Origin of the sequence: Nocardia takedensis NBRC 100417 (genome assembly GCF_000308695.1) — a bacterium.
GTDB classification, from domain to species: domain Bacteria; phylum Actinomycetota; class Actinomycetes; order Mycobacteriales; family Mycobacteriaceae; genus Nocardia; species Nocardia takedensis.
The window spans coordinates 44,197-56,791 of the sequence record NZ_BAGG01000061.1 but is presented as its reverse complement, the minus strand read 5'-3'; the positions used below and the strand labels follow the sequence as shown (position 1 = coordinate 56,791).

The following is a 12,595-nucleotide window of genomic DNA, read 5'->3' as shown; positions in this document are numbered from 1 at the left end:
GCGAAGGGAGCGATACGTTGCCCTCACCCGCGCCCGGGTCGCGTGCCGCCCGGCCGTCGTCCGTGCGTCCGGCGCCGCGGGTCGTCGCCGTGCGCGCCGAGGCGCGTGAACTCTTCCCGGCGTTGACGCGCGCCCGAGAGGTGTATCTCGACAGCGCCGCCACGACGCAGAAGCCGATGCCGGTCATCGACGCGATCCACCGCTACCACACCTCGCGCACGGCCAACGCCGACCGCGGCACCCACGCCTGGTCCAGCGGTCTCGGCGCCGAATTGTCCGCGGTGCGCGCCCGCGCGGCGGCGTTCCTGGGGGCCGAACATCCCGACGAGGTGGTGTTCACCTCCGGCGCGACGGCCGGGATCAACGTCGTCGCCCAGTCCTGGGGGTTGACGGCGCTCGCCGACGGCGACCAGATCCTCTACAACCCGAACGACCACGCCTCCAACGTCTACCCGTGGCACCACCTGCGCCAGACGCTGGCCCATTTCGGTCGGCGCGTCGAGTTGGTGCCGTACGCGACGACGGCGACCGGCGAAGCCGACACCGAGGACATCGCGGCGAAGCTGACCCCGCGCACCCGCCTGATCACCGTCGCGCACCTGCACCACGTCTTCGGCTCGCGCAGCACGCTCGAGGAACTGCGCGGCCGCCTCGATCCGGAGGTGCTGCTGTGTTTCGATTGCAGCCAGAGCGGCGGCCATCTGCCGATCGACGTCGCCGAACTGGGCGCGGATTTCGCGATCTTCGCCGCGCACAAGATGTTCGGCGCGCCGGGCACCGGAATCCTGTACTGCCGCCGCCGGATCCACGATCGCCTGCGACCGTTCCTGCCGGGCGGCAATTCCGGGGTCGCACTGACCGAGGGCGGACTGGTCCCCACCGGGATGCCGCGTCTGCTCGAGGGCGGCACCCCCGACATCCCCGGCATCCTGGCCCTAGGCGCGGCGATCGAGGTGCTGGAATCGTTCGGCCTCGACGTCGTCGCCGAACACGATCGCGCGCTCACCGCGCGGTTGATCGAGGGACTGCGGCCGATCCCCGGCCTGGAGTTCCTGCCCGGTCCCGCGCACGCGCGCTGCGGCGTCGGCTACGGCATCGTCTCGTTCACCCTCGCCGGGATCTCCAGCGCCGACCTGGGTTTCGTGCTCGGGGAGTACGGCTTCCTGGTCCGCACCGGCCTGCACTGCACCGTCCCCGACGCCGCCCTCGGGCGACGCGAACTCGATTCGGTGCGCGTCAGCACCCACATCTATACGACGTTCGACGAGATCGACCGGTTCGTCCGGTGCGTCGCGGCGATCGCCGAGGAGGTTTCGTGACCGAGCGCAGCGATTCCCCGCGCTACGACCGGCGGGCCGCGTCCCGGGTGCTGGCCGACCTCGCCCGGCCCGGCCTGTTCGAGATCGCCGCGCCGCTCGCCGCGCGGCGTCTGGAATACACCGGCACCGCGCTGCGCACCGAACCCAACAGCCACCTCACCTACTCCCAGCGGCTGTATCTCGACCGGTTCATGCGTCCCTGCGCGCCCTACCAGGTGACCAGCGCCTCGCACCGGATCACCTGGGTCGACAGCGACGGCATCCCGAACGCGGGCCACTACCGCGCCGATGGACTCGGTCCGGTGGTGCCGATCCTGGCGCGCGAGGCGGTGTTGACGCTGTGGCACGGGCTGACCGCGAACACCGCGCTGGCCGAGCGGATCGCGGCCCTGTCGCCCTACGCCCGCGCGGTGCTGACGGGGACGACCACCGATCACGAACCGTTGGAGATCTTCCGCGTCGGGATCGAGGCCACGGGGCGCGCGCTGGCCCAGCACGCGCTGCTGGCCCGGCAGACGCCGTATCGCACGCCGGTCGAATTCGCTCGCGGGATCGAGGAATCCGGGATCTTCGCCGCGGTGGCGACGCGCTGGTACTGGGAGTTGCAGGCTTCGACCTATCGGCGCGGGATGATCCCGGTGACGTTGTCGGCCCAACCCGGCGGCACGGTGCGCTACACCGCCGACACCGTCGCGACGTTGCGCGCGATGAAGGACGCCACGATCACCGAGGCGCACCTGGTGATGCGGCGCGCGACCCGGGTCGAGGGGCTCGGCGTGGACGAGGCGATCCGCAAGTACCACGACGAACTCGACCTGATCTCGCGCCAGTACGCGCTGCTGCCCACCGGCACCCGCCCGGCCTGCCTGGCCGCGATGCCGCACCAGTTCGACGGCGCGCACTACAGCCTGCTGCCCGAGGTGGCGGCACTGTTCGTGGACGTGTTCTGCGACCTGGTCGACCGGTGCGAGATCGTGGAGATCGCCACCGACATCGAGGATTCCATCGCCGACATCCCGGCCACCGGCGAGGACCGGGTCTTCTACGTCCCGGACATGAACTGCAAGCACTGTGTGCACACCATCACCGGTGTGCTGGAGTCGATGGATATCGCAGTCGCCGAGATCGACCTGATCAGCAAGCGGGTGGTGGCCGAATTCCGCAGTCCGCGCAATCGGATCCGCGCGTTCGAGGCGATCCGGGACGGCGGCTACAACCCGGTGACCCAGCGCCCGCGCGCCCCGCGGACCTCGGAAACGGTCGGATGAACACTTCGCCCGCACTGCCCGCGCTGCTCGATCCGACGGTGCGGGCCTTCCTGGAAGATCCCGTCGCGCCCGCGCAGGCCGTCGCACGCTTCGGCAGTCCGGTCCACCTGGTGTTCCCGCAGGTGTTCACCCGCAATCTGTCCGCGTTGACGGAGGTGGCGCGGCGTCGCACGGCGGATCACCGGATCTGCTACGCGCACAAGGTGAATCAGTCCTCGGCGTTCGTGCGGACCGCCGCGGCGGCCGGGATCGCGATCGACGTGGCCTCGCCCGCCGAACTCGCGGGCGCGCTCGCGGCGGGGTTCGCGCCGCGGCGCGTGGAGGTCACCGGCCCCAAGGGCGACCGGTTCCTGCGCCCGGTCCTGGACAGCGGCGCGACGGTCAACGTCGACAATCTCTGGGAACTGGGCCGGATCGTGGAGTCGGTCGCCGAGGGCGCGCGAGTTCCGCTGCTGCTGCGCGTCGCGGGGGTACCGGGCACGCCCGCCACCCGTTTCGGCATCGCGTTGCGGCAGATGTCGCGGGCGTTCGAGATCCTGGACGACGGCGGCGACCGGGTGCGGCTGCTAGGATTCGCCTTCCACCTCGATTCCGGCGAACTCGCCGACCGGGTGCACGCCGTGGAGGCGTGCCTCGCGCTGATCGAACAGGCGCACGGGCGCGGGCACCGTCCCTCGGTGCTGAACATCGGCGGGGGCCTGCGCCAGGTGTTCACCGCCGACGTGGCCCGGTTCGACGGGTACGTGCACGCGCTGCGGGAATCGCTGCTGGGTCGGGGCGCGCCGATGAGCTGGGGCGAGAACAGCTTCGGCTACCGGATCGAGGCGGGCGCGGTGAACGGAACGCCGGTCTTCCACAAGTACGGCAACACCGTCACCGCCGCGCGGATGCTCGAGGATCTGCTGACCGCCCCGTTGGCACGGCACGGCGGGCGCACGATGGCCGAGGTGGCCGCCGACAATCTGCTGAGCGTGTGGCTGGAACCCGGCAAGGCGCTGGTGGATCACGCGGGAGTGACGGTCGCCTCGGTCGAGTTCACCAAAGAACTCGCCGACGGCACGGTGCTGGTCGCCCTCGATCTGAGCCGCGACGCGGTGACCCCGGCCGATCAGGAGGTCATGGTGGACCCGATCGTGCTGGCCCGCGACGGCGCGGACGCCGACGGTACGCCGGTGGGCGTCTATTTCACCGGTCACCTGTGCCTGGAGCGGGACATGATCACCAATCACCTGGTGCGCCTGGCGCGGCTGCCGCGACCGGGTGACCTGGTGGTGTTCCCCAATACCGCCGCCTACCACATGGATCTGTCGGCGGCACGGGCCTGCCTGCACCCGCCGATCCCGAGAGTCGCGGTGGTGCTGGCGGATCGGTTCCTGCTGTGTCCGGACGCCGAGTACACGCCGGATCCGGTCGAGGTGGGTTGATGCGCTACGACAACGTCGCCGAACTGATCGGCGATACCCCCCTGCTGCGCCTCGACCCGGCCGTGCACGGTCTCGACGGGGTCGAGTTGTACGCGAAACTGGAGTCGCACAACCCGTTCGGCTCGGTCAAGGACCGGGTGGCGGCCGCCATGCTGAGCGAGGAACTACCGGGCATCACCGCGGACGGACGCACCCTGATCGAGGCGTCCAGCGGCAACACCGCCAAGGCGCTGCGCCTGCTCGGCGCACCGCACGGAATCGGACTGCGCGCGGTGACCAACCGGATCAAGGTCGCCGAGGTACGCGACCTGCTGCACCTGCTCGGCGCCGAGATCGTGGAACTGCCCGGCCTGTCGGAATGCCCCGACCCGACCACGCCCAACGACGTGTACTCCGTCATCGCCTCGACCATGGCCAAGCACCCCGAGACCTACCACCACCTCTCGCAGTACACCAATGAGAAGAACATCGAGGCGCACAGCCTCGGCACCGGCCGCGAGATCCACGAGGATCTGTGCGGCCCCGGCGGTCCCGGGCGCGTCGACTATCTGATCGGCGGCCTCGGCACCTCGGGGTCCACCCGCGGGACCGCCACCTACCTGCGGGAACGTCATCCGGGGTTGCGCACGATCGCGGTGGTGTCGCATCGCTCGGATTTCATCCCGGGGATCCGCTCGGAGACCGAGATGTGGGACGTCGGCCTGTTCCGGCCGGATTTCTACGACGACATCGTCACCGTCGAATCCGGCGCGGCCGTCGACGGCGCGCTGCGGTTGGCCACCGGATACGGCGTACTGGCCGGACCGACCAGCGGCGCGGCCTACGCGGCGGCGCTGCGCACCCTCGCGGATCGACCGCCCGCGGACGACGCCCCGGTGGTCGCCGTCGTCATCGTCTGCGATCGGCTCGAGCCCTACCTGTCCTACATCAAGAAGCGCCGACCCGAACTGTTCGGCCGCGCCGAACGCCGCCCCGAACCCGACGCGGCGGAAGTAGCGGCGGCGCGGGCGCTCTCGCCCGTCGAACTCGCCGACCTGCTGCGCGACGGACTGCCGGTGATCGTGGACACCCGCGGCGCGATGGCCTACCGGATCGGGCACGTGCCGGGAGCGATCAACATCCGCGACGACCACCTCGACGAAATGCTCTCCCAGGGAACGCCTTTCCCCCGTTCCCGGCCGGTGGTCTTCGTCTGCCCGGTCGGTGAGCTGTCGCGGCGCTTCGCCGCCCTCGCCGCCGCCGCGGGCCTGGACGCGGCGAGTCTGGAAGGTGGCGTGCTCGCCTGGCGCGACGCGGGCCTGCCGCTGGAATCCGACCGGTGACCAGCGCCCCGCCGCCCACACAGGTACCGGGGCGTTCCGGACTACTAGTGTGGGGCGGTGCGGACAAGTCAGGAAGCAGAGGACGGCGGCCCCCGGATCTGGGGCGGGACGACGCTCACCGAGCGGCGCGAGGCGCGGCGGGTGGCGTTGCTCGAGGCCGCGTTGAACCTGATCGGGGAGTCCGGGGCGGCGGGGGTCACCATGCGCGCGGTCTGCCGTCGCGCCAACCTCACCGACCGCTACTTCTACGAGAGCTTCGCCAGTCGCGACGAACTGCTCGACGTGCTCTACCGGCAGGTCGCCGAGGAATTCCTGGAACCGATGACGGCCTTCGCGGTCGGCGACGACCCGAGCCGCGACCGCGCCCTGGCGGCCATCCTCGTCGACAAGGTGCTCGAGGATCCGCGCAAATCCCGGCTGTTCCTGGTCGAGCCGTACTCCAGCACCGGACTCGGCCAGACCACCATCGCGGTGATGCCCGCGTTCACCCGGCTCATCCAGGACCACCTGTTCGCCCACATCGAGGACCCGGTCCGGCGGCGGTTGGCCGCGGTCACCATGGCCAGCGGGAACGCGGGCATGTTCTCGGCCTGGCTCAACGGGTCGCTGCGCGCCACCCGCGAACAGATCGTCGACCATTGCGTCGCGACCATCACCGCCTACCGCACCCTCTACCGCTAGCGGGCGCAGCCAGGAGAACGTTTCGATGACCGATCCGGTGACGGGGTTGACGGGTACCATGACCTCACCGATTCGCGACAGCGGGGCGTTGGGAGAGGTCCTGGTCGCGATTCGCGGGGGAACCGAGTCGTACATCGCGCGGGCGCAGGAGCCGATCGCGGCGGGGACGAGCGTGCTGATCATCGCCGCCCACCCCGGCCGCATCGTCGACGTCGTTCCGTGGGTGCCGCTGACTCCGGGCCCCGTGGAAGACATCTGAGCTGAACAGAGGAGTTCGACGTTGCTGGGTTACCACGTTCCCGATCCCGACGAGGCCATGCTCGTCAGCGGTGCCAAGGTCAAGGACAACGCGCCGTTCAAGGTCATCATCGGCCGCGGCACGTGGGTGGTGCCGCTGTTCCGCAAGGTCAGTTTCCTGTCGCTGGCCATGTTCGAGTCCGAGATCAAGGAACGCTGCGTCACCAAGCAGGCGATCCAACTCGACGTCCGCGCGGTGATCGCGTTCAAGGTCGCCAACGACACCCAGTCGATCGTCAACGCCGCGCAGCGTTTCCTGTCCGAGCAGGAGCGCGAGATGTCGGTGCTGACGGGCCGGATCTTCTCCGGTCACCTGCGCTCGATCGTCGGCTCGATGACGGTCGAGGAGATCATCCGGGAACGGCAGAAACTGGCCGACGAGGTGCTGGTGGCCTCGAAGGTGGAGATGAGCAATATCGGCCTGTGGGTCGACTCGTTCCAGATCCAGTCCATCGATGACGGCAATCTCGGCTACATCAACGCCCTGGCCGCCCCGCACAACGCCGCCGTGCAGCGCGACGCGCAGATCGCGCAGGCCCAGGCGGCGCAGCGGGCCGCCGAGGCCGAACAGGAATCGTTGCGCAGGCAGGCCGAATACGAGCGCGAGACCTCGATCCTCAAGGCGCAGTACCAGCGCGACATCGACCGGGCCAACGCCGAGGCCGGGCAGGCCGGTCCGCTGGCCGAGGCGATCGCGTTGCAGGAGGTGCTCACCGCGCAGGCCGAACAGGCCGTCAAACAGGCCCACCTGCGCGAACAGCAGTTGCAGGCCGAGGTGGTCAAACCCGCGCAGGCCGAGGCCGAGCGCGTGCGCATCCTGGCCGAGGCGGAGGCCGCGCGCACCCGGATCCAGGCCGAGGCGGCGGCGTCGAACAACCGCATCGCGCTGGATCAGCTGCTCATCGAACAGTTGCCCGAAATCGTGAAGCAGGCTTCGGCCGGACTGTCCAACGCGCATCTGACGGTGTTGAACGGACCCGACGGCGTGGGCGAATTGGTGAACGGAATGGTCGGTCAGGGGTTGACGGTGTTCAATTCCCTGCAAAAGGCTCTTTCAAACGACGAGGAAGGTAAAGCGGGTTAGAGTGACCCGTAGTGGTGACGGCGGCGGCGAGGAGCGGGTGTTGGTGTCCATCGGGAAGTTGGTGTCTTTCGACGGGTCGCGGGGGTTCGGGTTCATCAGACCGGACGACGGCGGACCGGACGTGTTCGTCCATGTGAACGACATCGGTTTGGACGAGGACGAGTTGCGGCAGGGGCGGGTGTTCGAGTTCGACGTGACCGAGGGTGATCGTGGCCCCAAGGCCATCAATCTGACGGCGGTCGGGGGTGCGCCCGCGGCCACCCCGCCGCCGCGCGGCAAGAAAGGGTCGGGCGGCGGCCTCACACCGGCCGAACACACCCGGTTGATCACCGAGTTGCTGCTGGACGCCTCCCCCGCGTTGACCGCCGGGGAGATCCTGACCATCCGCGAGCGGCTGACGGCTTTCGCCGAACAGCACGGCTGGCTGGATTCCTGATCCGCGCCGGTCTCCTCGCGCTTCAGAGCAGCGCGAGGAGACCGCGCACGGTGAACAGCGCGCCGAAGGCGAGCAGGACGCCGATCGTGACCGCCCGGTCGTGGGCGATCATCCATCGCTTCGCGTCGTCGAGCACGGTTCTGGCGCGCACGCCGAGCAGGACGTACATGCCGATCGGCACGAGGAAGTCCAGGGCGGCGGCCAGCAGCAACAGCAGGATCGCCGCGATCGAGGCCGCGGGTCCCGCGCCGGCGCTCGCGATCACGCTGATGCCCGACAGCATGATGAACAGGTTTGGGTTCAGCACGGCCAGCACCAGTCCGGCCGCGAATGCTCTACGCGGACCGGCGGATTCGAGTTCGCTCACCCAGCGCGGCGGCTGTCCCGGCTCGTGCGCGGGCGGTCGCGAGGCCAGCCGAAAGGCCAGGACGAGGAACAGCAGGCCGACCAGCAGTCCCACCCAGTGCGCGGCTCGCTGCGAGCCCGCGTGCGCGTCGGTCGCGCCGCCGAGCAGACCGGCGAGCGCGATTTGGGTGTAGACCAACAGGAACGCGCCGCCGAAGCTGAAGGCGTTGCGTACCGCGTTGCCCGAGCGCAGCAGCAGTACGCAGCCGACCACGGCGGCCGGGGTGATGAGCAGGCCGAGCAGTTCCGGGAGCAGTCGCCCGAACAGTCCGTTCATCACCGCTCCCGTCGCGCGTCGGAGATGGCTTGGCGCACAGTCGGATACACCTTCAGATCGGCGCCGGGCACCGCCTGGCGCAGGGTGTCGCCGAACTGTCCGATATCCCGGGCGATCCGCAGTTCGACGCCGCGGCGGCGCAACCCGTCGTGCAGTTCGGCCAGCATCCGGGCGGCGCTCACGTCCACGAACGGTGAAGTCTCGGCGTCCAGGACGACGATCTCGGTGCGGTCGCCGCACAGGTCCTCGATGCGGGTGCGCACGTGGTCGGCGTTGGCGAAGTACAGTCCGGCCTCCACCCGCACCACCAGCACGCTCGGATCGCTCACGGCCCCGGGATGATCCGCGATCTCGACCCAGCGGTTGTCCGCGCGCACCAGTGCCGCCACGTGCGGGCGCGAGGAGCGGTAGAGCAACAGCAGCATGGACACGGCGATGCCGATGACCAGTCCGGGCAGCGTGTCGAACAGCAGCACCCCGACCATCGCGGCCATCGCCGCCGCGAAATCCGCGCGCGCCGCCGCGCCGTAGATGCTGCCGAGCCTGCGGGTCCACACCCGGTACAGCGCCCGCAGCGCCGCGAAGTCGACCAGTTCGACGACGGCCGCGATGACGACCGCCGCCAAGGTGGCCTCGGGCAGATTCTCGAACAGTCCCGTCAGGAACAGCAGCGTCAGGACCGTCGCGAGGGCCACCACCAGACCGCTGAGCTGGGTGCGCGCGCCCGCGCCCCCGTTGACCGCGGTCTTGGACAGGCTGCCGTTGACCACCATGCCCGCGCACAGTCCTGACCCCAGGTTCGCCGCGCCCATCCCCGCGAGTTCGCGGTTGGCGTCGATCTCGTAGCCCGCGCGGGCGGCGTAGGTCTTGGCCGCGCCGAGTCCTTCGGCGAACCCGATCAGCAGCACCCCGCACGCGGGGCCGACCAGATCCAGGAACATGTCCGCGCCGACGCCGTCGGGCAGGCCCAGCGTGGGCAGTCCCGCGTCGATGTGGCCGACGATGGCCACGCCCTTGTCGTCGAAACCGAACAGTGCCACGGCGGTGATCGCCAGCAGCACCACCAACAGCGAACCGGGGATCAGCGGCAGCCAACGCTTCACCGCCAGGACCAGGATCAGGCTGACCGCGCCGATGATCGTCGTCCGCACGTCGAGGTCGCCGAGTTCGCCCAGCAGCCCCCAGGTCTGCTCGAAGAAGTTGCCTTCGGCGCGTTCGACGCCGAACAGCTTGGGCACCTGTCCGACGATGATGGTCAGCGCCAACCCGACGATGAATCCTTTGAGGACCGGTTCGGAGATGAACGCGGCGACGAACCCCAACCGCAGCAGGCCGGCGAGCAGACCGACGATCCCGGTGACGATCGCCAGGGCCGCGGCCAGCGCGACGTACCGGTCGCTGCCGCCCGCGGCCAGCGGCGCGATGATCGCCGCCGACAGCGCCGCGGTCGCCGACATCGGCCCGACCACCAGGTGCCGGGAACTGCCGAGCGCGGCGTACAGGACCAGAGCGGGGACCGCGGCGTAGAGGCCGACCACCGGCGGCAGCCCCGCGATGCCCGCGTAGGCCAGCGACTCCGGCACCAGGACCGCCCACACCGTCAGCCCCGCCAGCAGATCCGGGCGCAGCCACCCGCGCCGGTATCCGCCCAGCGAGGCGAACAGGAACCGGCGGCGGGCCGGGTCGGTTTGCTTGCGGGAGGTGCGGCCGGCGGAGGTCATCGATGCCACCCTTCGTCGCCGGCGAATCGGATCGGCCGCCGGAGGTGGACACGGGTGGGCCGCTGCTCGACTCTCACACGACCGGCCGCGCGGACACGTCATCCGTTGCGGGTGAGGCACGCGGGGCGATGCGCGGCGTGGCCCGCGCGCAAAGCCGGTTCGGTGTCGGTGGGTCGGCCTACGATCGAGCCGACGTGCGGGGACCGACGCCGAACCGATGAGTTCCGTTCACCCGCGGCGTCTACAACGGTGTCCGACGACCCGAGGAGAACCGCGTGGATCTACCGGTGCTGCCGCCCGTGCGCCCGATGCTGGCCAAGGCGACCCCGTCCGTGCCGCGCGAGCCGGGGTTCCGCTACGAACCGAAATGGGACGGGTTCCGCTGCGTGGTCTTCCGCGACGGCGACGAGGTCGAACTAGGTTCCCGAAACGACCGCCCGCTGACCAGGTATTTCCCCGAGGTGGCCGCATCACTGAAGAAGGCGCTGCCGCCGCGCTGCGTGGTCGACGGCGAGATCGTGGTGGTCACCGACCAGGGCTTGGATTTCGACACCTTGCAGAACCGGCTGCATCCGGCGGCCTCCCGGGTGGCGAAGCTCTCCGTGGAGACGCCCGCCAGTTTCGTCGCCTTCGACCTGCTCGCCCTCGGCGAGGACGATCTGACCGAACAGCCCTTCGCCGAGCGCCGCCGCATCCTGGAGACGATCCTGGACACCGCGCTCGCGCGGGTGCACCTGACCCCGATCACCGACGATCCCGACGTCGCCGAGGATTGGTTCACCCGGTTCGAGGGCGCGGGCTTCGACGGGGTGATCGCCAAGGCCGCGGATCTGGCCTACCTCCAGGACAAACGGGTCATGCTCAAGATCAAGCACGAGCGGACCGCCGACTGCGTGGTGGCGGGTTTCCGCTGGCACAAGGACGGTCGCGGCGTGGGCTCGCTGCTGCTGGGTCTGTTCGACGACGACGGCAGTCTGCACCATGTCGGGGTCGCGAGCAGTTTCACCGCCGCCCGGCGCGAGGAGTTGGTCACCGAGTTGGCCCCGCTGCGGGAGAACGCGCTGGAGAACCACCCGTGGCGGGAATGGGCCGACGCGGCGGCGCAGGCCAGGGCCGACGGCAAGATGCCCGGCGGGATCTCGCGCTGGACCGGCGGCAAGGATCTGTCCTGGGAGGCGCTGCGCCCGGAACTGGTGGCCGAGGTCCGCTACGAGCACGTGCAGTCAGGACGTCTGCGTCACGGCGGCAGGCTGGTGCGCTTCCGCACCGACCGCACACCACGATCCTGTACCTACGCCCAACTCGACGAGGTGGCCCCGGCCGAGTTGGCGACGATCTTCGAGGAAGCGGCGCGGCGATGAGCGAGTCGATCGAGATCGAGACCGACGGCCGTACCGTCTCGATCAGCAATCCCGACAAGGTCTACTTCACCAAGCGCGGCGACACGAAGCTGGACCTGGTGCGGTACTACCAGGCGGTCGCCGCGCCGTTCCTGGGCGTGGTCCGCGACCGGCCGCTGCTGTTGGAGCGCTATCCGGACGGGGCGTCGGGCAAGTCCTGGTTCCAGAAGCGGGTGCCGAAATCCGCGCCCGACTGGCTGCACACCGTCGAGGTCGCCACGCCGAACGGCACCACCAGCGACGCCTTGGTGGCCCACGATCTGGCGCACATCCTGTGGGCGGTGAATCAGGGGTGCCTGGGCTTCCACGTGTGGCCCAATCGGGTCGGAAATCTGGAGATCGCCGACGAACTGCGGATCGACCTCGATCCCTCGCCCGGAATCGGATTCGAGGATCTGCGGCGCGCGGCGCGACGGACCCGGGAGTTCTTCGCCGAACTCGGCATCGAATCCGCGGTGAAGACCTCGGGGTCGCGCGGATTGCACCTCTACGTCGCGCTGGAACCGAAATGGGACGGCTATCAGGTGCGCGCGGCGGCGGTCGCGCTGGCCCGCGAACTCGAGCGCCGTTATCCGGACGAGATCACCGCGCGGTGGTGGAAGGAGGAACGCGGGAATCGGGTGTTCATCGATTTCAACCAGAACGCCCCGCACAAAACGGTGTTCGGCGCGTGGTGCGTGCGACCGAAGGTGGGCGCGCAGGTCTCCACGCCGATCACCTGGGACGAACTCGACACCGTGGTCCCCGACGACCTGACCATCGCCACCGTGCCCGCATTGCTGGCCGAACGCGGCGACCCGTGGGCCGATCGCGCGCCGCAGTCGATCGAGACGCTGCTGGCGATGTCGGAACGGGATATGGCGGCCGGACTCATGGACGCGCCGTGGCCGCCGCAGTATCCGAAGATGCCCAACGAACCGCCGCGGGTGCAGCCCAGTCGCGCGAAGAAGGGCGACTGAGG

The 12,595-nt window shown here is 69.8% G+C and carries 12 protein-coding genes; 10 read left to right on the top strand and 2 right to left on the bottom strand.

Annotation, left to right across the window (positions count from 1 at the left end; translation table 11 throughout):
- Positions 1 to 17: 17 nt before the first annotated feature.
- Genes ON30_RS12610 through ON30_RS12575 form a run of 8 tightly spaced genes read left to right on the top strand, consistent with a single transcriptional unit; the run spans position 18 to position 7,831 of the window.
- The gene (locus tag ON30_RS12610; RefSeq protein WP_040706841.1) at positions 18 to 1,319 is read left to right on the top strand and encodes an aminotransferase class V-fold PLP-dependent enzyme; all 1,302 of its coding nucleotides are present in this window, start codon (positions 18 to 20) and stop codon (positions 1,317 to 1,319) included.
- A complete protein-coding gene (locus ON30_RS12605) occupies positions 1,316 to 2,587 on the top strand; it encodes a heavy-metal-associated domain-containing protein (RefSeq protein ID WP_040707073.1) in 1,272 nt (423 codons plus the stop codon). Before ON30_RS12610 ends, ON30_RS12605 begins: the two co-directional genes overlap by 4 nt.
- On the top strand, positions 2,584 to 4,011 hold the full coding sequence (locus ON30_RS12600) for a type III PLP-dependent enzyme domain-containing protein (RefSeq protein WP_040706840.1): 1,428 nt from the start codon (positions 2,584 to 2,586) through the stop codon (positions 4,009 to 4,011). Before ON30_RS12605 ends, ON30_RS12600 begins: the two co-directional genes overlap by 4 nt.
- Entirely contained in the window at positions 4,011 to 5,333 is a 1,323-nt protein-coding gene (locus tag ON30_RS12595; protein WP_040706839.1) for a pyridoxal-phosphate dependent enzyme, read from the top strand. Before ON30_RS12600 ends, ON30_RS12595 begins: the two co-directional genes overlap by 1 nt.
- Before the next feature lie 57 nt (positions 5,334 to 5,390).
- Positions 5,391 to 6,014, top strand: a complete 624-nt coding sequence (locus tag ON30_RS12590) for a TetR/AcrR family transcriptional regulator (protein WP_051029253.1) — start codon at positions 5,391 to 5,393, stop codon at positions 6,012 to 6,014.
- A 25-nt stretch (positions 6,015 to 6,039) separates the two neighbouring features.
- A complete protein-coding gene (locus ON30_RS12585; protein ID WP_040706838.1) occupies positions 6,040 to 6,273 on the top strand; it encodes an NfeD C-terminal domain-containing protein in 234 nt (77 codons plus the stop codon).
- 21 nt (positions 6,274 to 6,294) lie between these two features.
- A complete protein-coding gene (locus ON30_RS12580; RefSeq protein WP_040706837.1) occupies positions 6,295 to 7,395 on the top strand; it encodes an SPFH domain-containing protein in 1,101 nt (366 codons plus the stop codon).
- 37 nt (positions 7,396 to 7,432) lie between these two features.
- Positions 7,433 to 7,831, top strand: coding sequence for a cold shock domain-containing protein (locus tag ON30_RS12575; RefSeq protein ID WP_051029280.1), 399 nt, complete (start codon positions 7,433 to 7,435; stop codon positions 7,829 to 7,831).
- 22 nt (positions 7,832 to 7,853) lie between these two features.
- On the opposite strand, the gene ON30_RS12570 is transcribed toward ON30_RS12575, so the two are convergent.
- On the bottom strand, positions 7,854 to 8,513 hold the full coding sequence (locus ON30_RS12570; RefSeq protein ID WP_040706835.1) for a GAP family protein: 660 nt from the start codon (positions 8,511 to 8,513) through the stop codon (positions 7,854 to 7,856).
- On the bottom strand, positions 8,513 to 10,234 hold the full coding sequence (locus tag ON30_RS12565) for a SulP family inorganic anion transporter (RefSeq protein ID WP_051029252.1): 1,722 nt from the start codon (positions 10,232 to 10,234) through the stop codon (positions 8,513 to 8,515). The genes ON30_RS12570 and ON30_RS12565 overlap by 1 nt, the downstream gene beginning before the upstream one ends.
- A gap of 275 nt (positions 10,235 to 10,509) precedes the next feature.
- Here ON30_RS12565 and ON30_RS12560 point away from each other — a divergent pair, with 275 nt between their 5' ends.
- Both ON30_RS12560 and ligD read left to right on the top strand, forming a co-directional pair.
- Entirely contained in the window at positions 10,510 to 11,595 is a 1,086-nt protein-coding gene (locus ON30_RS12560; protein WP_174387477.1) for an ATP-dependent DNA ligase, read from the top strand.
- On the top strand, positions 11,592 to 12,593 hold the full coding sequence (gene ligD, locus ON30_RS12555; protein WP_040706834.1) for a non-homologous end-joining DNA ligase: 1,002 nt from the start codon (positions 11,592 to 11,594) through the stop codon (positions 12,591 to 12,593). Before ON30_RS12560 ends, ligD begins: the two co-directional genes overlap by 4 nt.
- Positions 12,594 to 12,595 lie beyond the last annotated feature (2 nt).